The 21,137-nt window shown below is 71.5% G+C and carries 17 protein-coding genes, 1 pseudogene and 1 riboswitch; of the genes and pseudogenes, 7 read left to right on the top strand and 11 right to left on the bottom strand.

Going from position 1 to position 21,137, the window contains the following annotated elements; translation table 11 throughout:
* Positions 1 to 139: 139 nt before the first annotated feature.
* Genes AB5J56_RS03810 through AB5J56_RS03785 form a run of 6 tightly spaced genes read right to left on the bottom strand, consistent with a single transcriptional unit; the run spans position 140 to position 7,004 of the window.
* Entirely contained in the window at positions 140 to 1,246 is a 1,107-nt protein-coding gene (locus AB5J56_RS03810) for an XdhC family protein (RefSeq protein WP_369230002.1), read from the bottom strand.
* Entirely contained in the window at positions 1,239 to 2,348 is a 1,110-nt protein-coding gene (locus AB5J56_RS03805; protein ID WP_369230000.1) for a VWA domain-containing protein, read from the bottom strand. The genes AB5J56_RS03810 and AB5J56_RS03805 overlap by 8 nt, the downstream gene beginning before the upstream one ends.
* 52 nt (positions 2,349 to 2,400) lie before the next feature.
* The gene (locus AB5J56_RS03800; RefSeq protein WP_369229998.1) at positions 2,401 to 3,297 is read right to left on the bottom strand and encodes an AAA family ATPase; all 897 of its coding nucleotides are present in this window, start codon (positions 3,295 to 3,297) and stop codon (positions 2,401 to 2,403) included.
* Positions 3,298 to 3,313: 16 nt separating this feature from the next.
* Positions 3,314 to 4,168: a xanthine dehydrogenase family protein subunit M gene (locus AB5J56_RS03795; protein ID WP_369229996.1), complete on the bottom strand. Its 855-nt coding sequence runs from the start codon at positions 4,166 to 4,168 to the stop codon at positions 3,314 to 3,316.
* Entirely contained in the window at positions 4,165 to 6,528 is a 2,364-nt protein-coding gene (locus AB5J56_RS03790; protein WP_369229994.1) for a xanthine dehydrogenase family protein molybdopterin-binding subunit, read from the bottom strand. The genes AB5J56_RS03795 and AB5J56_RS03790 overlap by 4 nt, the downstream gene beginning before the upstream one ends.
* On the bottom strand, positions 6,525 to 7,004 hold the full coding sequence (locus AB5J56_RS03785; protein ID WP_369229992.1) for a (2Fe-2S)-binding protein: 480 nt from the start codon (positions 7,002 to 7,004) through the stop codon (positions 6,525 to 6,527). Before AB5J56_RS03785 ends, AB5J56_RS03790 begins: the two co-directional genes overlap by 4 nt.
* A 278-nt stretch (positions 7,005 to 7,282) precedes the next feature.
* Here AB5J56_RS03785 and AB5J56_RS03780 point away from each other — a divergent pair, with 278 nt between their 5' ends.
* The 3 genes from AB5J56_RS03780 (at position 7,283) to AB5J56_RS03770 (ending at position 12,667) form a co-directional block, all read left to right on the top strand.
* Positions 7,283 to 9,271: a GTP-binding protein gene (locus AB5J56_RS03780; RefSeq protein WP_369229990.1), complete on the top strand. Its 1,989-nt coding sequence runs from the start codon at positions 7,283 to 7,285 to the stop codon at positions 9,269 to 9,271.
* Between the two features lie 99 nt (positions 9,272 to 9,370).
* Complete coding sequence (locus AB5J56_RS03775; RefSeq protein WP_369229988.1) at positions 9,371 to 11,239, top strand: endoglycosylceramidase; 1,869 nt, start codon at positions 9,371 to 9,373, stop codon at positions 11,237 to 11,239.
* Positions 11,240 to 11,548: 309 nt separating this feature from the next.
* Positions 11,549 to 12,667 carry a GNAT family N-acetyltransferase gene (locus AB5J56_RS03770; protein WP_369229986.1) on the top strand — a complete coding sequence of 373 codons (1,119 nt, stop codon included), beginning with the start codon at positions 11,549 to 11,551 and terminating at the stop codon, positions 12,665 to 12,667.
* A gap of 111 nt (positions 12,668 to 12,778) precedes the next feature.
* Here the strand turns inward: AB5J56_RS03770 and AB5J56_RS03765 are convergent, their stop codons facing one another.
* The gene (locus tag AB5J56_RS03765) at positions 12,779 to 14,038 is read right to left on the bottom strand and encodes a YncE family protein (protein WP_369229984.1); all 1,260 of its coding nucleotides are present in this window, start codon (positions 14,036 to 14,038) and stop codon (positions 12,779 to 12,781) included.
* Positions 14,039 to 14,251: 213 nt separating this feature from the next.
* On the opposite strand from AB5J56_RS03765, the gene AB5J56_RS03760 reads away from it, so the two are divergent.
* A complete protein-coding gene (locus AB5J56_RS03760) occupies positions 14,252 to 14,926 on the top strand; it encodes a TetR/AcrR family transcriptional regulator (protein ID WP_369229982.1) in 675 nt (224 codons plus the stop codon).
* Positions 14,927 to 14,951: 25 nt separating this feature from the next.
* Here the strand turns inward: AB5J56_RS03760 and AB5J56_RS03755 are convergent, their stop codons facing one another.
* Together AB5J56_RS03755 and AB5J56_RS03750 are read right to left on the bottom strand one after the other, a co-directional pair.
* A complete protein-coding gene (locus AB5J56_RS03755; RefSeq protein ID WP_369242345.1) occupies positions 14,952 to 16,184 on the bottom strand; it encodes a glycosyltransferase in 1,233 nt (410 codons plus the stop codon).
* 118 nt (positions 16,185 to 16,302) lie between these two features.
* Positions 16,303 to 17,151, bottom strand: a complete 849-nt coding sequence (locus tag AB5J56_RS03750) for a bifunctional 5,10-methylenetetrahydrofolate dehydrogenase/5,10-methenyltetrahydrofolate cyclohydrolase (protein WP_369229980.1) — start codon at positions 17,149 to 17,151, stop codon at positions 16,303 to 16,305.
* A gap of 23 nt (positions 17,152 to 17,174) precedes the next feature.
* A riboswitch (ZMP/ZTP riboswitch) is annotated at positions 17,175 to 17,261 on the bottom strand.
* 49 nt (positions 17,262 to 17,310) lie between these two features.
* Here AB5J56_RS03750 and AB5J56_RS03745 point away from each other — a divergent pair.
* Positions 17,311 to 18,699, top strand: coding sequence for a hypothetical protein (locus tag AB5J56_RS03745; RefSeq protein ID WP_369229979.1), 1,389 nt, complete (start codon positions 17,311 to 17,313; stop codon positions 18,697 to 18,699).
* Positions 18,700 to 18,752: 53 nt separating this feature from the next.
* Positions 18,753 to 19,088, top strand: a pseudogene (locus tag AB5J56_RS03740) (hypothetical protein); the annotation flags it as partial.
* Here the strand turns inward: AB5J56_RS03740 and AB5J56_RS03735 are convergent.
* Positions 19,085 to 19,945, bottom strand: coding sequence for a hypothetical protein (locus tag AB5J56_RS03735; protein ID WP_369229977.1), 861 nt, complete (start codon positions 19,943 to 19,945; stop codon positions 19,085 to 19,087). The pseudogene AB5J56_RS03740 and the gene AB5J56_RS03735 overlap by 4 nt on opposite strands.
* A gap of 91 nt (positions 19,946 to 20,036) precedes the next feature.
* On the opposite strand from AB5J56_RS03735, the gene AB5J56_RS03730 reads away from it, so the two are divergent.
* Positions 20,037 to 20,630: a MarR family winged helix-turn-helix transcriptional regulator gene (locus AB5J56_RS03730; RefSeq protein WP_369229975.1), complete on the top strand. Its 594-nt coding sequence runs from the start codon at positions 20,037 to 20,039 to the stop codon at positions 20,628 to 20,630.
* Positions 20,631 to 20,654: 24 nt separating this feature from the next.
* On the opposite strand, the gene AB5J56_RS03725 is transcribed toward AB5J56_RS03730, so the two are convergent.
* Positions 20,655 to 21,020 carry a nuclear transport factor 2 family protein gene (locus AB5J56_RS03725; protein ID WP_369229973.1) on the bottom strand — a complete coding sequence of 122 codons (366 nt, stop codon included), beginning with the start codon at positions 21,018 to 21,020 and terminating at the stop codon, positions 20,655 to 20,657.
* Positions 21,021 to 21,137 lie beyond the last annotated feature (117 nt).

Below are 21,137 nucleotides of genomic sequence, written 5' to 3'. Positions count from 1 at the left end.
CTTACAACCTCGTGTGATCGCTGATGCACGCCATTGGTTGCGCCCGAATTGAGTGCGACAGCAACATGTTTGCCACCTGACAAGGGGACGTCGCGGAAGCTTCCGCTCGAATTCATGAGGCTTGGGTGAACCGCGATCCTTACTCCGGTCTCCGCGGATGGATCGCCCCGCCCGTCGCCCCGAGCGGCGAGCCGCTGCCGCCCCAGCGCAGCGCGACGATCTCCGCGGCGACGGAGACCGCCACCTCCTCCGGCGTGCGCGCGCCGAGGTCGAGGCCGATGGGGGAGCGCAGGCGGGACAGCTCGTCGTCACCGAGTCCCGCCTCGCGAAGGAGCGTCGCGCGGTCGTCGTGGGTGCGACGGCTGCCCATCGCACCGATGTAGGCCGCCGGGCGGCGCAGCGCCTCTTGCAGAAGGGGAACGTCGAATTTCGGGTCGTGGGTGAGGACGCAGATGACCGTGCGGGCGTCCGTGGTCGTGCCGCGCAGGTAGCGGTGGGGCCAGTCGACGACGACCTCCACGCCCGCCGGGAAGCGCTGGGGGGTGGCGAAGACGGGGCGGGCGTCGCAGACCGTCACCCGGTAGCCGAGGAAGTCGCCGATGCGGGCCACGGCGGCCGCGTAGTCGATCGCGCCGAAGACCAGCATCCGCGGTGGCGGGGCGAAGGAGTGCAGAAAGACGGTGACGGCGTCCTCGCGCCGCTCGCCGTCCGGTCCGTAGTGCCGCCGGCCCGTGGCGCCCAGGGCCAGTTCACCGCGTGCGTCGGCGGTCACCGCCACGTCGAGGCCGGTCGAGCCGAGGGAGCCCGACACGCCGTCGGGCCACACGGCGAGCGAGGCGCTGCGCCGGGCCGGTCCGTCGATCACCGTCGCCACGGTCACGGGGCGGCTCGCCGCCACCGACTCGGCGACCGCCCCGAAGGAGGGATCGTCGGCGGGGGACACCCGGCGCACGAGCAGGGTGATCTCGCCGCCGCAGGTGAGCCCGACGGCGAACGCGTCCTCGTCGCTGTACCCGAAGGTCTCCAGCCGCGCCTCGCCGGACTCCACCACCTGCTGGGCCAGTTCGAAGACCGCGCCCTCCACGCAGCCGCCGGACACGCTCCCCACCACCTCGTCGTCCGGGCCGACCGCCATGGCCGCGCCGGGATCGCGCGGCGCGCTGCGGCTCACCGCGACGACCGTGGCCAGGCCGAACGGCTCGCCCGCCGCGTACCACCGGTTCAGCGCCGGAAGAATGTCACGCATCGTCCGCTCCTCTCACCACCGCCGCCAGACGCTCCAGGGCGGCCAGGCTGTGCCCCTCGACGAACGCGTCCACGCTCGGCAGGGCCGCCGCCATACCGGCGGCCAGGGGTGCGTAACCGGGGCGGGCCTTGCGCGGATTGGCCCAGATCACCCGGTGCGCGAGCCGCCGCAAGCGTCGCATCTGGTCCGCGAGCCGGGCGGGATCGCCACGCTCCCAGCCGTCGGAGAGCAGCACCACGACCGCGCCGCGCGCCATGCCGCGCTGACCCCAGCGGTCCAGGAAGCCGCGCAGCATCTCGCCCAGCCGGGTCCCGCCGCTCCAGTCCGGGACGGCCGCCGCGAGAGCCGCCATGGCCGTGTCGGGGTCGCGATGTGTCAGCTCCCGGGTCACCCGGGTGAGCCGGGTGCCGATCGTGAAGACCTCCGTGCGGGTGCCGCGTGCGCCCGCGTGGGCGAAGCGGAGCAGTGCGTCCGCGTACGGGGCCATGGAGCCGCTGACGTCCACGAGCAGCACGACCCGGCGCGGGCGGTCGGCCCGCGCGTGCAGCCGTGGGCGGGCCGGTTCGCCGCCGCGGCGCAGCAACTCCCGTACGGTGCGCCGCGGATCGATGCTGCCGCGCCGGGCCGGATGCCGCCGCGCGGTGCGCCGGGCCTCGCCGCGCAGGGTGAACGCGGCCAGCAGCCGCCGCAGCTGCTCCCGCTCGGCACCGGTCAGCCCGGCGATGTCGCGGTGGCGCAGCACTTCCGTGGCGCTGGCCAGCGCGGGCGCCGGAAGTGTGGCATCGGCCCGCGCCGCCGTGCCGGGAGCGGCCTCGGCGTCCCGTAGGCCCCTGCGCAGCCGCGGCACCGCAGACGCCCGCACCGCTGTCGAGCCGTCGGCCGCGGCCTCGAAGTACGCCGCGAAGACCCGCTCGTAGCGCTCCAGGTCGTCCCGGCTCCCGCACAGGGTGAGCCGCCCGGCCCAGTACACGTCCGCGCGCACGCCGGGATCGAGGGCGTCGAGCGCGCCGAGGAACGCCTGCACGCGGTCGGGCCCGGCGTCCACCCCCGCCGCGCGCAGCGCGCGGGCGAACCCGACGAGGACGGCGGAGGCGTCGAGCATGGCGGACGTTCTGCGTCCCGCAAGGCCGGGGCCGTCCCCGCCCGCCATGTCCTTACGCCCCGCGCGCCGCGAGGATCGCCGTCAGGTCCAGCCCCCGGGCCCGCTCCGCGTCCTCCCGGTACTTCAGGACCGATCCCAGCGTGGCCACCGCCAACTCAGCGTCCACCTCGGTCGCTCCGAGCGCGTCCAGGGCCTGCGCCCAGTCGATCGTCTCCGCCACACCGGGCGGCTTGAGCAGGTCCTCGGCGCGCAGTGCCTGCACGAGGGTGGTCACCTGCTCGGCCAGCCGGGCCGTCACACCCGGCAACCTCCTTCGCACGATGGCGAGTTCGCGGGCGAAGCCGGGATGGTCGAACCAGTGGTAGAGGCAGCGCCGCTTCAACGCGTCGTGCACCTCGCGCGTGCGGTTCGACGTCAGGACGACGACCGGCGGCAACTCGGCGCGGAGCGTGCCCAGTTCGGGGATCGTGACGGCGTACTCCGACAGCAGCTCCAGCAGGAACGCCTCGAACTCGTCGTCCGCGCGGTCGACTTCGTCGACGAGGAGCACGGACGGCTGGGTCTCCAGCGCCCGGAGCAGGGGACGGGCGATCAGGAACCGCCGGTCGTACAGCTCTCCTTCGAGACGGTCGGGGTCGGTGACACCGGCCGCCTCGGCGGCCCGTAGATGCAACAGCTGGCGCGGGAAGTCCCAGTCGTACAGGGCCTGGGAGGCGTCGATGCCCTCGTGGCACTGGAGCCGGATCAGCGGGGCGCCGATCGCGTCCGCGAGGGCGGAGGCGAGTGCGGTCTTGCCCACGCCCGCGTCGCCCTCGCAGAAGATCGGCCGGTGCAGCCGCAGCGCCAGGAAGCAGGCGACGGCCAGCCCGTCGTCGACAAGGTAACCCGTCCGCTCCAGCCGGGCGCGCACCTCGTCCGGACCGGTCACGCCGTAGCCGTCCCCGGCCATGTGGGCGATGGGCTCCTCACCCGAGGCCGGCGGCGGCCAGCACCGCGCGCCGGGTGAGCACCCGGGCGAGGTGCGCGCGGTAGGCGGGCGACGCCGACGGATCGGCCGACGGATGGGTGCCGTCGGCGGCCGCCTCCGCGGCGCGTGCCACCGCGCCGGCGTCCGCGGCGCCGAAGAGCGTCTCCTCGGTGGCCGCCGCCCGCAGCGGGGTCGGCCCCATGTTGGTCAGCCCGATCCGCGCCTGGGCGATGTGCCCGTTGTCACGGCGCACGAGTGCGGCCACGCCGACCACCGCCCACGCCTGTGCGACCCGCTGGAACTTCTCGTAGTGGAACCCCCAGTTGTCGGCCGTCGGGATCTGCACCTCCACGAGCAGCTCGTCGGGCCGCAGCGCGGTCTGCAGATAGTCGATGAAGAACTCCCGGGCGGGGATGGCCCGCGCTCCCTGCGGCCCCACCGCCAGCAGTGTGGCGTCCAGGGCGAGGACCACGGCGGGCAGGTCACCGGCCGGATCGGCGTGGGCCAGTGACCCGCCGAGGGTGCCGCGATGGCGTACGGCGGGATCGGCGACCGTGGCCGTGGCCGCCGCGAGCAGCCCCGCGTGCCGGCGCACCCGCGGGTCGCGGATCACGTCGTGGTGGCTGGTCATCGCGCCGATGATCAGCGTGCCCTCGTCCTCGCGGATCCCGCGAAGCTCGGGTATCCGGCCCACGTCGACGACGAGTTCGGGAAACGCGAGCCGCAGCCGGAGCAGCGGCAGCAGGCTCTGCCCGCCGGCGAGGACCTTGGCGTCCTCACCGGCGTCCGCCAGGGTGCGTACGGCCTCGTCGACGCTCGTCGGCCTGGCGTATTCGAATGCAGGGGGAATCATGTCGAAGCCTCCTGGAGGGCCTCCCAGACCCGTTGCGGAGTACAGGGCATCGCGACTTCGGTGACGCCCAGCGGGCGCAGCGCGTCCACGATCGCGTTGACTACGGCGGGCGTCGACGCGATCGTCCCGGCCTCGCCGACCCCTTTTGAGCCAAGGGGATTCGTGGTGGAAGGCGTCTCGGTCCGGTCCGTCACGAAGTCCGGCAGGTCCGCCGACGACGGCACGAGATAGTCGGCCATCGTGCCGGAGACCAGGTTGCCGTCGCCGTCGTAGACGGCCTCCTCGTACAGCGCCTGCGCGATGCCCTGCGCGAGGCCGCCGTGCACCTGTCCCTCGACGATCATCGGGTTGATGACACGGCCGACGTCGTCCACGCAGACGTACGAGCGGATCGACGTCCTGCCCGTCTCCGTGTCGACCTCGACCGCGCACAGGTGCGTCCCGTGCGGGTAGGAGAAGTTCTCCGGATCGAGCAGGTGCTCGGCGTTGATGGTGGGTTCCATGCCGTCGGGCAGGTCGTGCGAGGAGAACGTCTCGAAGGCGATCTCCTGGATGCTCTTGCGGGCCTCGCGCGAACCCTTCACGGAGAACACGCCGTGGGTGAACTCCAGGTCGTGCTCGCTCGCCTCCAGCAGATGCGCGGCGACCTTCCGAGCCTTGTCCACGACCTTCTGCGCGGCGTGGTGCACCGCGGCCCCGCCCACCACGAGCGAGCGCGAGCCGTAGGTGTCCATGCCCTGCGGGGCCGTGCCGGTGTCGCCGTGCAGCACCTGGACGTCCTCGAAGGGCACGCCCAGCACGTCGGCGGCGATCTGGCTCCAGCAGGTCACATGCCCCTGCCCGTGCGGGCTGGTGCCGGTGACCACCTCGACCTTGCCGGTCGGCAGCATGCGGATGCTCGCCGCCTCCCAGCCGCCGGCCGAGTACCGCAGATCCCGCAGCACCCGGCTCGGCGCGAGCCCGCACATCTCCGTGTACGTGGACACTCCGATGCCCAGCCGTACGGCGTCCCCGCGTTCGTTGCGCTTGTGCTGTTCCGAGCGCAGCTCGTCGTATCCGAAGAGCGCGAGCGCCCGGTCCGTGGCGGCCTCGTAGTTGCCGCTGTCGTAGGTGAGTCCCGCGACGGTCGTGTACGGGAATTCCTCGTGCCCGATCCAGTTGCGGCGCCTCAACTCGATGGGGTCCAGGCCGAGTTCGACGGCCAGCTCGTCCATGATCCTTTCGATGGCATACGTCGCCTCGGGGCGCCCGGCGCCGCGGTAGGCGTCCGTGGGGGTGCGGGTCGTGAACACGCCGGTGCACGTGAAGTCGTACGCGTCCATCTTGTAGATCCCCGGGTACATGAACGCGCCGAGGATCGGGATGCCCGGGGTGACGAGCATCAAGTACGCGCCCATGTCGGCGAGCAGCCGGACCTTGAGCCCGTTGATCCCGCCGTCGTGGTTCGCGGCGATCTCGATGTCCTGGATCATGCCGCGCCCGTGATGGGTGGCGAGGTAGCCCTCGGACCGCGACTCGGTCCACTTCACCGGCCGCCCCAGTCGCCGGGCGACGGCGAGCGTGAGGGCCTCCTCGCCGTACACCTGGAGCTTGGAGCCGAAGCCGCCGCCGACGTCGGGGGCGATCACGCGCAGCTTGTGCTCGGGGATGCCGGTGACGACGGCCAGCATGATCCGCAGGATGTGCGGGATCTGCGTCGAGGAGTGGACGGTGTACTCGCCGGAGGCGGCGAGCGGCGTGACGACGACGGCGCGCGGCTCCATGGCGTTGGGGATCAGCCGCTGCTGGTGGTAGCGGCGGCGCAGGACGACGTCGGAGCGGTGCCGGGCGGCGGCGTAGTCCTCGCCGGTGGCCAGTTTCCAGTCGTAGCAGCGGTTGGTTCCCTTGTCCGTGTGGACCAGCGGGGCGTCGTCGGCGAGCGCGGCCTCCAGGTCGAGAACCGGGGGCAGCGGGGTGTAGTCGACCTCGACGGCCTCCAGCGCGTCGGCGGCCGCATACCGGTCGCGCGCCACGATGACGGCCACCGGGTCGCCCGCGTGGCGCACCTCGTCGACGGCGATGGGCGGATGGTCGGGCAGCACGATGTCCTCGGTGACCGGCCAGGCGCAGGGCAGCGAGCCGAGGCCCTCGGCGAGGTCGCGGCCGCTGAACGCGGCGACGACACCGGGCCGTTCACGGGCGGGGGAGACGTCGACGCGGTCGATGCGGGCGTGCGCCATGGGACTGCGCAGGATCGCCAGGTGCAGCAGCCCGGGGACCGAGATGTTGTCCGTCCAGGTGGTCTGGCCGGTGACCAGCCGGGCGTCCTCCTTGCGGGGCCGGGAACGGCCGACTTCGCGTTCGGTGGCCTGGTCGGTCATGGCGCGACCTCCTGACCAGAGGTGGCGGAGGCGGCGAGGACCGCGCGCACGATGTTCTGGTAGCCGGTGCAGCGGCAGAGGTTGCCCTCCAGCGCCTCCCGCACCTCCCGCGGAGCCGGATCCGGGTTCTCCCGGAGCAGATCCCGGGCCGCCATGATCATGCCCGGGGTGCAGTACCCGCACTGCAGCGCGTGCCGCTCGTGGAACGCCTTCTGCAGCGGATGCCACTCCCCGTCCCGGGCCAGCCCCTGGATGGTGGTCACTTCGCTCCCGTCGACCTGGACTGCCAGCACCGAGCAGCTCTTGACGGTCTCCCCGTCGAGGTCGACCGTGCAGGCCCCGCAGTTGGAGGTGTCGCAGCCGATCGGGGTGCCGGTCAGGCCCAGGCGGTCGCGCAGGTAGTGGACCAGGAGAAGACGAGGTTCCACCTCGTCCTCGTACGTCGTGCCGTCCACCTTCACCGAGATACGGGTCATGTGCCCTCCCAGGGAACCGTGCGAGGGAAATCAGCCACCGGACGTGATGGGCGTCACTCTAGGACTGAGCCCCGAGAGGGGCGAGTGCTGCGACAGGGTTTGTTGAGCGTTAATCCGTTGCTGTCGCGCACGGAAACCTGCTGCACTGAGCGGGACGGGCGCACGGAGATCCGCGTCCGCCGTGATCCGTATTCCGCAGGCCCAAGGAGCAGTAATGCGCGCACCGTTCATGTCCCCCCAGGAAGGAATCACTCCCATTTCTAAGGACATGACACCCGGTGCATTTGCTGAACCTGGGAATTCTGGCGCATGTAGACGCCGGTAAGACAAGCCTGACCGAGCGGCTGCTGCACACCGTCGGGATCATCGACGAGATCGGCAGCGTCGACGACGGCAGCACACAGACCGACTCCCTGGCGCTGGAGCGGCAGCGCGGGATCACGATCAAGTCCGCCGTGGTGTCGTTCGCGGTCGACGACCTCACCGTCAATCTGATCGACACTCCCGGTCACCCGGACTTCATCGCGGAAGTGGAACGGGTGCTGAGCGTGCTCGACGGCGCGGTGCTGGTCATCTCCGCCGTGGAGGGCGTACAGGCGCAGACCCGTGTGCTGATGCGGACGCTTCAGCGCCTGCGCATTCCCACGGTCATCCTCGTGAACAAGATCGACCGCGCCGGGGCGCAGTACGAGCGCGTGCTGCGGAACATCTCCGCGCGGCTCACCCCGGCGATCGTCCCGATGGGCGAGGCCGGCGAAGCGGGCACGCGCGGCGCCTCCTTCATCCCGTTCGATGCCGAGGCTCTCGGCCCGCGTCTGCTGGACCGGCTCGCCGAGCACAACGACGGACTGCTCGCCGCATACGTCGACGACGAGCGAGCCGTCTCGTATGGCCAACTGCGCGCCGAACTCGCGGAGCAGACCCGCCAGGCCCTGGTGCACCCGGTGTTCTTCGGCTCCGCCATGACCGGGGCGGGCGTCGCCGAACTCATCGCGGGGATCAAGGAGTTGCTTCCCGCGGCCGAGGGCGACGTCGACGGGCCGGCCTCGGGCACCGTCTTCAAGGTCGAGCGGGGCCCCGCGGGAGAGAAGATCGCGTACGCGCGGATGTTCTCGGGGACCGTGCGCACGCGGGACCGGCTGCCACTGCCCGGCGGTGCGGAGGGGAAAGTCACCGCGATCAGCGTGTTCGACGCCGGCTCGGACGTGCGCGCGACGGCCGTGGAGGCAGGGCGGATCGGCAAGCTCTGGGGCCTGGCGGACATCCGGATCGGCGACTTCCTCGGCGTACCGCCCAAGACCTCGGGCGAACAGCACTTCTCCCCGCCTACCCTCGAAACCGTCGTCGCTCCCGTCGGCCCGGCCGACAAGGGTGCGCTGCACTTCGCGCTGACCCAACTCGCCGAGCAGGACCCGCTGATCAACCTGCGGTACGACGAGGTGCGAGGGGAGATCTCCGTCTCGCTCTACGGAGAGGTGCAGAAGGAGGTCATTCAGGCGACGCTCGCCGAAGCATTCGGCCTGGACGTCACGTTCTGCGAGACGACACCTCTCTGCGTCGAACGGCCCGTCGGCACGGGAGCGGCCGTCGAGTTCATCAAGAAGGACCTCAATCCCTTCCTCGCCACCGTCGGACTGCGCATCGATCCGGCACCGGTCGGCTCCGGGGTGGAATTCCGGCTGGAGGTCGAACTCGGCGCGATGCCCTACGCGTTCTTCAAGGCGGTCGAGGACACGGTGAGGGAGACGCTGGGGCAGGGCCTGCACGGCTGGCAGGTCCCCGACTGCACGGTCACCATGACCCACTCCGGCTACTGGCCCCGGCAGAGCCACGCCCACCAGGGCTTCGACAAGAGCATGTCCAGCACAGGCGCCGACTTCCGGGGCCTGACCCCGCTCGTGCTCGTGGCCGCGCTGCGCGAGGCGGGCACGCAGGTGTACGAGCCGATGCACCGCTTCCGTCTGGAGCTCCCGGCGGACACGCTGGGAGCCGTCCTGCCCCTGCTGGCGAAGCAGCGCGCCGTCCCGGGCGCCACCGCGACCCACGGCACGTCGTGCGTCCTGGAGGGCCGCGTCCCGGTCGCCCGGGTGCATGAACTGGAGCAGCAGCTACCGGCCTTGACCCGCGGAGAAGGCGAACTGGAATGCGCCTTCGACCACTACGCGCCGGTCGGGGGCGCCACGGTCCCGGACCGGCCGCGGACCGACCTCAACCCCCTCGACCGCAAGGAGTACCTGCTGAACATGACACGGCGGGTCGGCGGGTGACATGAGCCGACATGGCACGGCAGGGACGGCTGAAACCAGAAACTTACTCATGAGTCAGGGGTGTTGACGGATGCCCGATGCGCCCGGACTGTAGTGAGCATGGCGAAGTTACGTGCGCGTCTGCTCGGCGTCCTCGTACTCCTCACCGGTTTCCTCACGGCGGCGGGCGGCGTCCAGCCCGCCGCCGCGGACGGACTCCCCGACTCCCTCTGGTTCGACGAACCCGCGGCCGCCACCCTCACGGTCGCGAACGGCCATTTCGCCGACGGGCTCGGCCGCGAGGTCGTGCTGCGCGGCTACAACGTCTCGGGCGAGACGAAACTCGAGGAGAACAGCGGACTGCCCTTCGCGTCGGTCGCCGACGCCAAGAAGTCCGCCACCGCGCTGCGCGCCCTCGGCGGCGGCAACTCCGTGCGCTTCCTGCTCTCCTGGGCGCACGCCGAACCCGCCCGCGGCCAGGTCGACACCGGCTACCTCGCCGCGGCCACCGACCAGATCCGCGCCTTCCTCGACGCCGGGATCCGCGTCTACCCCGACTTCCACCAGGACCTCTATTCCCGCTACCTCTTCAACTCGGGAAGCTGGTACAGCGGCGACGGCGCCCCCAAGTGGGCCGTGGACGCGGGCAACTACCCCCAGGAGTCCTGCGGGATCTGCCTCTTCTGGGGCCAGAACATCACCCAGAACGGGGCCGTCAAGCAGGCGTCGTACGACTTCTGGCACAACGCCTACGGCCTCCAGGACGCCTTCCTCACCACCGCCCAGACCACGATGACCTACGTCCGAGAGCACCTCGCCCCGGCCGAGTTCGCGGGCGTGGTCGGCTTCGACCCCTTCAACGAGCCGTTCGCGGGCACCTACGACTCCGGGCAGACCAGCCGCAGCTGGGAACAGAACGTCCTCTGGCCGTTCTACGTGAAGTTCCGGGCCCGGATGGACGCGGCCGGCTGGGGGGCCAAGCCCGCCTTCGTCGAACCGAACCTCTTCTGGAACGCCAACATCGACTTCCAGAAGCAGGAGGGCGGCCTGCTCGACGCGGGCACCCTCGGCCCGCGCTATGTGTTCAACACCCACTTCTACGACCAGAAGGGGATCTCCGGCGTCTTCATGTGGGGCAAGGCGGGCGACGGCCAGTACGCCACCGACTTCGGGACCGTCCGCGACCGGGCCTCGGCGGCCGGTACGACGGCGGTCGTCAGCGAGTTCGGCCACCCGCTGTCCGGATCGGTCTCGGACAAGGCGCCGACCGTCGTGAAGGCCATGTACCAGGCGCTGGACTCGCGTGTCCCGGGGGCCGGTTGGTGGTCGAAACCGGCCGACTCCGGCCCCGTCCTCTCCGGCTCCCAATGGCAGTGGGACCTCTACAGCGGACGCCACCACGAGCTGATGAACAACAACCCCGACAAGGTGCTCACCTCCGGCGACGCCTGGAACGACGAGGACCTCTCCGCGGTCGGCCTGGACGACTCCGGAAAGGCCGCCCTGCGCCAGGACGCCCGCCTCCTGGACCGCCTCTACCCGAGCGCCACGGCGGGCCGCACCGTCGCCTTCACCTACGAGGACCGCTCCCGCGACGGCTCCACGACCCTGACGTGGAACCCGGTCCCGAGCAGCCTTCCGAACGTCTCGCAGCTGGTCGGCACCGGCCAGTACGGCCTGCTGATGTGGCGCTCCGACGGGACGACCACGCCGACGGAACTGCACCTTCCGGCGTCCTTCCCCACGGCCTCGACGACCGTGGTCTCGGACCTGGGCTCCCTGTACGGCCTGCCCGCGTACACCTCGACCACGCCGGTCGCGGCGGCGGCCGAACCAGGCGGCACCGGCAGCCGGCGCCTCGTGCTGACGGCCACCGGATCCGGCACCCTGCACTACGCCCTGGTCACCAACGGTGCGACGACCCCCTCGACGACCCTGCTGAACGCGGCGAAGACGGAACTCGCCTCGTGGGCGGCCTCCCACAGCTGACCTGAGCGGTCCGTCCGTCCGCTCTGCTGGCTATCGTTGCCTCAGACCCCCTTGACAGCGTGCGTACTGTTTCGCGACGTTTGAGCCTCACCGAACCGTTCGGATCTCGGTCGGCGACGGTCGACCGAGAAACGAGCGCGTACCCGGCGTGGATCGGGAGATACACAAAGAAGTGTCAGGACGCGGACTGCGCGTCATGGGGGGAGCGGTCGTCCATGCGATCCATCAACAAAGATCCACACGCCCTGCTGGCCGAGGACCGGACCGGTACGTCTTACGCGGATCCCGCGGAAGGACGGCTGATCTGAGGTGGACATCACCATTCACAGACCCGACGAGCTGAGCACGTCGCTTCGCCGAGCCTGGCACGGGGTGATGGACGAGTCGCCCGAATACGCCAACCCCTTCCTCTCACCGGAGTTCGCGGTCGGGGTCGGCCGGTACCGCGGTGGGGCGCGGGTGGCGGTCCTGCACGAGAACGGGGAGGCCGTCGGCTTCCTCCCGTACGAGCGCAACTCCCTCGGCGTCGGGCGGGCCATCGGTCTCGGCCTCTCCGACCTCCAGGCCCTCGTGCACCGCCCAGGAGTCGCCTGGGACGCCCAGGAACTGCTGCGGGCCTGTGGGTTGTCCGTCTTCGAGTTCGACCACCTGATCGACGAGCAGAAACCGTTCGGGAAATACGTCACGGGAACGTTCGCCTCGCCGGTGATCGACCTGAAGCCCGGCGACAGCGACTACGCGCAGTGGCTGCGCGGCGCGTACCCGGGCCTGGCCAAGACGACGCTGAAGAAGGAACGCCGGCTGGGGCGCGACCTGGGCGAGATGCGGTTCGAGTTCGACGAGCGGGACCCGCGCGTGCTGCGCCAGCTGATGCGGTGGAAGTCCGCCCAGTACCGCAGGACGGGGCGGATGGACCGGTTCGCGCGGCCGTGGATCGTGGCCCTGGTGGACCACCTCTTCCAGGTCCGCGAGGAGCACTTCACCGGTGTGCTGTCCGTGGTGTACGCCGGTGACCGGCCGGTGGCCGCGCACTTCGGGCCGCGGTCGCGCACGGTGTTCGCGTGCTGGTTCACCGCGTACGACCCCGAGCTGCGCTACTACTCGCCCGGCCTGCTGATGCACCTGCGGATGGCCGAGGCGGCGGGTCGGCACGGCGTGACGCTGATGGACTGGGGGCGCGGTGACAAGCAGTACAAGGACTGGCTGAAAACCCGCGAACTGCGCGTGGCCGAGGGGTTCGCGACCCGCCCCCACCCGGTGGCGGCGGCGCACCGGCTGCTGCGCAGGCCGGTGCGCGGCCTGCGCAACACGGTTCTCGCCCATCCCACCCTGCGCGAACCCGCCGACCGGCTCCTGAAGACGGTCGGCACACTACGTACGTCGGGCCTGTCGGACTCCTCCGGCAGGGCGGGAGGCCGCGGGCGCTGAGCCGGCGTTCCCGGGCGACCCTTTCATACGGCTCACAGGGCGCGGCGCCGCCCCCACGGCCGCGATCACCGTGGAGGCCTCGTTGTCCGCCCGGTCCTGTCCGCCCTGCGGTCAGCCCGCGGACGGGCTCTTCCAGTCCGCCGCCACATGGGCCAGCCGGACGCGCTGCGGGTGGTCGCCGACCGCCACCGACATGGTCTTCGCGCCGGTGGCGAAGTCGATGGCGGTGATCTGGTCGGCGCCGCTCTCGGAGATGACGCAGGACTTGCCGTCGCCGCTGACGGTGGCCCAGTACGGCTTCGAGGCGGGCACCAGCGGGCCTTCCTGGAGGGTGGCGCGGTCGACGACGGTCGCGTAGTCGTCCATCGTGCCCGCGACGCACAGCTTGGTACCCGCAGGGTTCATCGAAATGCCGTGGTGGCGCGAGTCGTTGACCCAGGTGGTGCGGTCCTCGCTGGTGGCCGGGTTCTTCGGCAGGGTCTTGACCCGGGTGATCTTGTCGGAGGCCACGTCGTACTCCAGGAAGCCGTTGAAGAACGACACCTGGAAGTACAGCTTGGACTCGTCGGGGCTGAACACGGCGGGGCGGACCGCGTCGGAATAGTCCTTGAGACCGATCGCGTCGAGCCGCTGCCGCATGTCGATCACCTTGACCTGCTTGAAGGTGGTCGCGTCGACGACGGTGATGCGCCGGTCGCCCTTCGTCCAGTCCTGCCACGTCGCGTCGAGCGAGGTGTTGACGTCGCCGATCGCCATGTTCCAGATGTACTTGCCGTCGCGGCTGAAGATGTTCTCGTGCGGCTTGTCGCCGGTGGCGAACGAACCGAGCTGCTTGCCGGTGTTGATGTCGAGGACGTGCACGGTGTTGGCGGTCGAGGCCGAGACGGCGACGCGGGTGCCGTCGGGGGACACGGCCATGTGGTCGGCGCGGTAACCCGACACGGGGAAGCGCCAGTTGATCTTCCCGGTGGCGAGGTCGATCGAGACGACGTCGGCGAAGCTCGGGCGGGAGACGACCATGGACTTGCCGTCGGGCGTGGAGTACATGTCGTCGACGAGCTGGTCGTGGCCCTCGCCGACACCGTTGCGAATGGCCATGAAGTAGATCCACTTGATCGGATCGGCGTTGATCTCCGCGAGCCGCGCCTCCTTGTCCGGGACGACGTCGACCCGGCCGATCTTCGCGAAGTCACCGCTGGACTTAACGACGTCGGCGGTGCCGTCCCAGTTGTTGCCCACGAACATCACCTCGCGCAGGTCGGCGGCGGAGACCTGTGCGGTGGCCGCGGTCGCGGCGGTCGCCGGGCCCGTGAAGGCGAGCACGACGGCGGCGGCGAGAAGGCAGAGGCGTCGGGGTCTGAGCACGGACATGGTGGGGGTCCTTGTCGTCTGCGGCGTGCCGGTGGGTCCGTGCCGGTGGCGCCGGTGGCGGGTGCATGACAGGCGGGAAATTCTGAACACGCCCACATTCAGAGTGGACTTACTGGAAAGTAAGGAGGAGGGCCCTCTCTCCACAAGACTCCGGACACGACAAAATTGGCCGACGGCCGAACAGGCCGTCGAACTCGGCGAGGGAGGACTTGCGTGGCGGGCAGGCTCAGACAGCCCACCGGCCGGTACGGCGGCAGGACGGCCGAGGAGCGGCAGGCCGAGCGGCGCCGCCGCTTCCTGGACGCCGCGCTCCAACTCTTCGGCGACAGCCCCGGGTTCAGGTCCACGACCGTGGCGGCGCTCAGCGAGGCGGCCGGCCTGTCGACACGCCAGTTCTACGAGGAGTTCCGCACCCTTGAGGACGTCCTGGCCGCCCTGCACCTCCAGGTCAACGACTGGGCCGAGGAGGCCGCCCTGGCCGGGCTCGCCGAGGCGCAGGGCCTGCCACTCCCGGAGCGCGCCACCGCGATCTTCCGCGCGTACGCCGCGAACGTGACGGGCGATCCGCGCCGGATCCGCATCACGTTCGTCGAAATCATCGGCGTGAGCGCGCGGTTGGAGGAGCAGCGGCTCGCCCGCCGTGCCCGCTGGGTGGACTTCATCTGTGCCGCGGCGGCCGAGGCCGTCGAGCACGGCGAGGCCGCGCCGCGCGACTACCGGATCGCCGCGACCGCCTTCATCGGCAGCGTCAACGGCCTGCTGCACGACTGGAGCGCGGGCTGGGTGGACGCGACCCTCGACCAGGTCGTCGAGGAACTCGTCCGTCAACTGCTGGGCATCCTGCGCCCCGCGGGCTGGCACCCGGACGACCTTCCGGCCCCGCCCTGACGGTGTGCCCTGCTCTTGTCGGCCCTCAGCGGCCGAGCCGGTTCACCGCGTCGAGGACCGGCGCCACCCCGTCCTCCGCGCGGATCCCGGTGGCCAGGGCCTGGGCCCGCCGCCGGTACGACGGCTGCGCCGTGGCCCGCACCAGGGCCCCGGCGAGAGTGTCCGAGGTGAGCCTGCGCAGTGGGAGGGACCGGGGCGCCACCCCGAGGCGGACGAGCCGTGCGGCCCAGAACCCCTCGTCGAACTGAACGGGCACCGGCACGGCGGGCACCCCGGCGCGCAGCCCCGCGGCCGTCGTACCCGCCCCCGCGTGGTGGACCACGGCGGCCATGTGCGGGAAGAGCAGCGCGTGCGGAACCTCGTCCACAGTGAACATGTCCTCGCCGTGCGCCCGCAGCCCGCCCCAGCCCCGCTGGACGACACCGCGCAGCCCGGCCGCCCTGAGGGCGCGCACGACCTCGCCGCTGAGCCGCTCGGCATCGGGCACGGTGGCGCTGCCCAGGCCCACGAAGACCGGGGGAGGCCCGGCGTCCAGGAAGTCCTGGAGCGCGGGCGGGAGTTGGGGCCCCGGACCGTCGTACGGCCACCAGTACCCGGACACGTCAAGGCCGGGGCGCCAGTCGTGGGGCCGGGGCACCACCAGCGGACTGAATCCGTGGAACTGGGGCAGGCCCTGCCGCTCACGCAGGCGTTGGGTGCCGCCGGGGCCGCTGCGGGGCAGGCCCAGCCGATCCCGCAGTGTGCGCACGGTTGCCGCGAAGACCCGGTCCACGGCCAGGTTCACGCCGTGCCCGGCGGCCCGGTTGGCCACCGGCCCCCAGGAGCGGACCCCGGTCAACGGCGGCGCGAACTCCCTTGTGGGAGCCAGCGGTTGGAGATTGACCCCGATGCCGGGCAGCGACAGTCCCTCGGCGACGGCGTACCCGAGCGGTGCCACGGAGGCGGCCAGCAGGAGCACGTCGCTGACCCGGGCGGCCTCGATCAGATCGTCGGCCATCTGTCCGACGAGCGCCCGGGCCATCGCGACGACACGGATCAGCTTCCCGGCGCCCGTCGTGCTGCGGTGCAGCCCCTGCCCCCGCGCGGACTCCAGCTCCGCCCGTGGATCCACGGGCAGCGCGTGGAACCGTACGCCGGAACCCGCCACCAGCGGCGCGAAACAGCCATGCGTCACCAAGGTGACGTCGTGCCCGGCACGCACCAGCCCGTGCCCCAGCCCCGTGTACGGCGCGACGTCGCCCCGCGACCCCGCCGTCATGATCGCTACTCGCACGTCGGCCAGTATGGCCGCCTCCACGGTCCGTGGCACGCAGGCCGCGGAGGACGTCGTCGCCGAGGGCCGGGGCGGTCGAGCCGTGGCGCGCCCGGCCCTCTGCTCAGGCCCCGAGCCGGCGTTCGGCGGCGGTGATCGTCTGTTCCAGCAGGACCGCGATCGTCATCGGGCCGACGCCGCCCGGCACCGGCGTGATCAGCCCGGCTCGGGTGACGGCCGTGTCGAAGTCGACGTCGCCGACGTTCCCGGCGCTGTAGCCCGCGTCGATCACGACCGCGCCCGGCTTGATGTCCTCGCCGCGGATCAGCCGGGGCCGTCCGACGGCGGCCACCACGATGTCGGCCTCGCGCACCGCCGCGGACAGGTCCGTCGTCCGCGAGTGGCAGTAGGTGACCGTCGCGTCGCGTCCGAGCAGCAGCATGCCGACCGGCTTGCCGAGGATCGCGCTGCGCCCCACCACGACGGCCCGCTTGCCCGCCGGATCGACGTCGTACGCGTCGAGCAGCCGCATGATGCCGCCCGGCGTGCAGGACACGAAGCCCGGCAGTCCGAAGCTCATCGCCGAGTACGAGCTGAGCGTCACCCCGTCGACGTCCTTCTCCGGAGCGATGGCCTCGAACGCCGCGCGCTCGTCGATGTGCGGCCCGACCGGGTGCTGGAGCAGGATGCCGTGCACGGTGGGGTCACCGGACAGGGCCTGGAGCGTGTCGACCAGTTCGGCGGTCGTGGTGGCGGCGGGCAGGGCGACGTGCCGCGACTCGATGCCGGCCTTGCGGCACCGGTTCTGCTTCATACGGACGTAGGTGACCGAGGCGGGGTCCTCGCCGACCAGCACGGTGGCGAGACAGGGCGCCGCACCGGTGCGCGCGGTGAGGTCGGCCGACCGCTTGGCGGTCTCCTCCACGATGCGGCGCGCGAGACCGGCGCCGTCCATGAGCCGGGCCTGGGACATGAGCTGCTCCTGAGCGTCGTAGACACAATCGCCCAGGCGCGCGGCAAGGACCCGTTGGTCGGGCCGCTCCCCGGTGGTCATCCACCTCAGCGCCAGTCACGGCCTGTCCATCACCCTAGCCCGTACGATGATCCACCGTTACGACAGGGGCGGAGAGGCATGTCAGTGACCGACGTAGGGACGGACATTCTCAAGGGGCTGGCCTGGAACCCGGCCGCGCCCGACGACGTCCTGCTCCGCCTCCTGTCGCCGGACGCCCGGGTGGCCTGGCACTGGCTGTGCCTGCGCCGCGAGTTCACGCCGGGCTTGGTCGACGCCATCGTCGGACACCCGGACCTGCGCGTACGCGGCGCGTTCGCCGAGAGCTGGACCGCGGACCCGGCCGATCGCGCCCGGCTGGTCGACGACCCCGAGCACAAGGTCCGCCTGGGCCTGGGCAACGGCCCGGAACCCTTCCGTATCGAGGTCGCGCCACTCCCTGACGGGGTGTACGAGCGTCTGCTCGCGGACCCGGACGGCGACGTACGCGAGTGGACGGCGCTGTCGCACAGCATCCCCCTGCGGCTGCTGGCCGGGTATGCCGATCACGCCGACCCCAAGGTCCGCGCCGCGGCCTGCCGTGCCTGGGACGACTTGGCGCCGGGTGTCCGCGAGACGCTCCTTGCGGACCCTGACGACGCGGTACGCCGGGCCGCGTCGCTGCGGGCCTGCCCCGACGACGCGGCCCGCACCGACGAACTGCTCGACACCCCCGGAGGCCGGAACCGCGAGGACGTTCTGAGACGGGGCCGGCTGACCCGCGCCACGGCCGAACGCCTGGTGGCGAACGAGGACGCGTGGGAGCGCAGCGCCCTCGCGTGGAACCCGTCGCTGCCGCCCGACCTGGTCGCGCGCCTCGCCTCGGATCCCGAACACGCCGTACGCCTGGCGGTCTCTGCACGGCCGGAACTCACCGAGGAGCAGCGGGCCGCGATCGACTACGAGGTGCGGCCGGAGGACCGGCTTCGCCCCGTCCGCTGGGTCTGGGACCTCCGGGACGACCTCGAAGCGCTGCGCCGCGCCGCGACCTCCGCCCACCCGTGGCTGCGCCGGACCGCCGCCAACCCCTGCCTCCCTGCCGACCTCGTCGACGGGCTCGCCCACGACGAGGACGCCGGAGTCCGGCTCCTGACCTGCGAGTACCAACCCGACGCCGCACCGGACGTGCTGCTGAGGACGGCCCTTGAATGGAGCGGCTACACCCGCTCCCTCCTGCTGGACAGACCGCAGTTCCCGGGGAGGGGCCTCGCCCGGTACGCCGACGACGCCGACCCGAGCCGCCGAGTGCTCGTCTTCCACGACCCGGGCGCCGCACCGGAGCTGATCCTGCGCCTCAGTCACGACGAGAACGGCTGGGTCAGGGGCACCGCCGCCGCCGACCCGCGCCTCGCGCCCGACCGCATCGAGGAACTGCTGACCGACCCGGCCACCGCCTACGGCGCCGCACACAATCCGGCGCTCCCGCCGGACGTCATGCACCGGCTGCTCGACGAACTGGGCGTGGGCTGAGGGGCGAGGGGCTGATATCCGATCGCGTGCGACGGCCGCCCACTGGCACCCTGCGCGGATATCGGCGCCTGATCTACACGAACACCGCCAGTGTGCTGCCGGAGGCGGCGGGCATGTTCGAGCGCGCCATGGGGCCCGAGGTGGGCATCGTACGAGTGTTGCTCACGGCCTCCGACGCCACGGCCCGCGAGCGTCTGACCGGCCGGGAACTCGGCTCGGAACTGGAGCAGGAGCTGGCGGGCAGTGTCCGCAAGGCGCGGCTCCTGGACCGGCGGGCGCAGGCGGGGACGGTACGCGTGGTGACGGACGGACGGTCCGTCGGTGACATCGCGCGGGAGGTGGTGGCCGCCACCGGTTGGGCCGGGCCGCACTCGGCCGTAGGGGGTTAGTCGTCGCTCGCGGCCGACGCCGTCGGATTCGCCCGGGTCAGGAAATCCTCGGCCTGTGCCGCGAGGCTCGAGGCGCCGAGGGCCGCTGCCCAGCGGGCGATCTCCCGTGCCAGGGCGGAGGCTCCCGCCTCGTCACCCGCGTCGCGGGCCGAGGCCGCCAGCAGCAACTGCTGCGAGAGCGTGCCGGGGACGGTTCCGGCCCCGGCGCCCAGCGCGGTCGCCCGGCGCCAGCGCTCCAGTGCCCGCGCCCGGTCGCCGTGATCGTGGTCGTGGCCGCCGAGGTGCCGCAGCGCTTCGCGGGAGAGCAGGTCGTCGCCCGGCTCGCCCGCACGCAGGGCGGCTGCGAAGTGGCGAGCCGCGACCTCGCTCTCGGCGAAGAGGTTGTCGGCGATCAGGCCCAGGTACATCTCGGCCCAGCCTCGGCGCGTCTCGTCGGGGGCCTGCTCGCGCAGAGTCTCGCCCTGCCCCCGGAGGGCGGTGAGGGCATCCGGGTCCTTGCCCGCGGGCCCCGGACAGAACCTGCCGCCACTGCGGATCCGACCGAGGTAGCCGTGCCGGAGCCGGAGGAAGTCCAGGTCCCACCGGTCGTCGGGGCGAGGGTCCGCGAGGAGCTTCGCCGCGGTGTCGAGCCGCGCGCCCGCCGCGTCGGTCCCGGCGAACCAGTCGCTTTCCAGGGCGACTTCGGCTGCGACCAGCGCGATACGGGCACGGGCCCCCGGCTCGGCGACATCCGTGGCGTCCAGTAGCCGCGCCGCGCGGTCCCAGCGGCCGGACAGTCCCAACGCACGGGCAGACGAAAGGAGTTCATCGAGGGGAACGGCGGCGCGGGTGCTGACATTGCTTGCGGTGTTCGTCATGCCGAGGACGGTAGTAATCCAAAAAACTATCCACAAGAAAACTACTCTTCGGCGAAACTGCCTACCGAGGGAACCACTTCCGGAGGCACGCATGAGGAACCGGCCCGAGGCACCGATGTCAGCAGCGGCACCGGCGGCCGACTCCGCAGACCGGCATGTCGCGCACTGGTCGAAGGAGCTGGACTGGATGGACCCGGTCCAGGAGGCGATCTTCGCCCGGCTCGCGATCCTCGCGCGGCATGCCTCCCAGGCCCGCCGGGACACCCTGGACTCGGACGGGCTGCGGCACTGGGAGTTCAAGATCCTCCTGGCGCTGCGCCGGCTCGGCCCGCCGTACGAGGCGAGCCCGTCGCACCTCGCCGACCACCTGCTCGGCCTGACCCGGGGCGCCCTGTCGGCCCGGCTCGGCCCGCTGGAGGAGGCGGGACTGATCACCCGCACGCACGATTCGGGCGATCGCCGTCGCGTACGGGTACGACTCACCGAGGCCGGATATGACGCCTTCGAACAGCACGTGGTGCTGGAGGATGCCGGTGAGAACGCGCTGCTCGCAGTGCTGACAGAAGAAGAGAAGCGGTCACTCGCCGACCTGCTGCGGAAACTGGTCGTGGCCGCCGAGTCCGGCGCGGATGCGACCGCCCCAGCACCGCCCGGGCCGAAAAGGTCCAGCTCGCACGCGAGTTGATCTGGACCTTTGGCCAGTTCCTCCCTACTCGTCCCATGCCTGGAGCATCGTCTGCTGGACGATCTTCCCGTCCTTCAGCGACATCATCGACTCGGCCAGCACCTTCACGCCGTCCGGGTATTCGCAGGACTCGGTGAAGGCGACGCGGTCGCCCTGGATGACACAGTTCTCCAGCTTGTGGGTCATTTCCCGGCCGTAGACGTCGGTGAGCATCTCGCCGATCTCGCCGCGGCCGTGCATGACCTTGGGGTGGCTGGGCTGGGTGTTGCGGTCCACGACGCGAATCTCCGCGTCGTCGGCGTACAACGACAGCAGCGCGTCCGCGCGCCGTCCTTCGATGCCCTGACGTAGAGCCTCCACGTCGAAGGCGGGGCCTGCCGAGGTGCCCATGGTGACCTCCTTCAAAGGCCGCGGCCCGGCGAGGAGAGGGCCGCGAAGGGCCTCTCCTCCGAGCCTCCTCCGCCGCAGGGCGCACGGCAAGCGCAGGAGACCGATGCGCCTCTCGGG

The organism is Streptomyces sp. R21, from assembly GCF_041051975.1.
Classification (GTDB): Bacteria; Actinomycetota; Actinomycetes; order Streptomycetales; family Streptomycetaceae; genus Streptomyces.
This window is presented reverse-complemented; position numbering and strand designations above follow the sequence as displayed.

What these genes read in the sequence shown, in the direction of transcription:
- AB5J56_RS03730 (WP_369229975.1), top strand. Translation starts at nt 20,037, where the DNA reads ATGAGGAACCGGCCCGAGGCACCGATGTCAGCAGCGGCACCGGCGGCC.
- AB5J56_RS03765 (WP_369229984.1), bottom strand. Translation starts at nt 14,038, where the DNA reads ATGTCCGTGCTCAGACCCCGACGCCTCTGCCTTCTCGCCGCCGCCGTC.
- AB5J56_RS03810 (WP_369230002.1), bottom strand. Translation starts at nt 1,246, where the DNA reads ATGCGTGACATTCTTCCGGCGCTGAACCGGTGGTACGCGGCGGGCGAG.
- AB5J56_RS03805 (WP_369230000.1), bottom strand. Translation starts at nt 2,348, where the DNA reads ATGCTCGACGCCTCCGCCGTCCTCGTCGGGTTCGCCCGCGCGCTGCGC.
- AB5J56_RS03725 (WP_369229973.1), bottom strand. Translation starts at nt 21,020, where the DNA reads ATGGGCACCTCGGCAGGCCCCGCCTTCGACGTGGAGGCTCTACGTCAG.
- AB5J56_RS03795 (WP_369229996.1), bottom strand. Translation starts at nt 4,168, where the DNA reads ATGATTCCCCCTGCATTCGAATACGCCAGGCCGACGAGCGTCGACGAG.
- AB5J56_RS03790 (WP_369229994.1), bottom strand. Translation starts at nt 6,528, where the DNA reads ATGACCGACCAGGCCACCGAACGCGAAGTCGGCCGTTCCCGGCCCCGC.
- AB5J56_RS03750 (WP_369229980.1), bottom strand. Translation starts at nt 17,151, where the DNA reads ATGTCCCAGGCCCGGCTCATGGACGGCGCCGGTCTCGCGCGCCGCATC.
- AB5J56_RS03735 (WP_369229977.1), bottom strand. Translation starts at nt 19,945, where the DNA reads ATGACGAACACCGCAAGCAATGTCAGCACCCGCGCCGCCGTTCCCCTC.
- AB5J56_RS03755 (WP_369242345.1), bottom strand. Translation starts at nt 16,184, where the DNA reads ATGACGGCGGGGTCGCGGGGCGACGTCGCGCCGTACACGGGGCTGGGG.
- AB5J56_RS03785 (WP_369229992.1), bottom strand. Translation starts at nt 7,004, where the DNA reads ATGACCCGTATCTCGGTGAAGGTGGACGGCACGACGTACGAGGACGAG.
- AB5J56_RS03745 (WP_369229979.1), top strand. Translation starts at nt 17,311, where the DNA reads ATGTCAGTGACCGACGTAGGGACGGACATTCTCAAGGGGCTGGCCTGG.
- AB5J56_RS03775 (WP_369229988.1), top strand. Translation starts at nt 9,371, where the DNA reads ATGGCGAAGTTACGTGCGCGTCTGCTCGGCGTCCTCGTACTCCTCACC.
- AB5J56_RS03800 (WP_369229998.1), bottom strand. Translation starts at nt 3,297, where the DNA reads ATGGCCGGGGACGGCTACGGCGTGACCGGTCCGGACGAGGTGCGCGCC.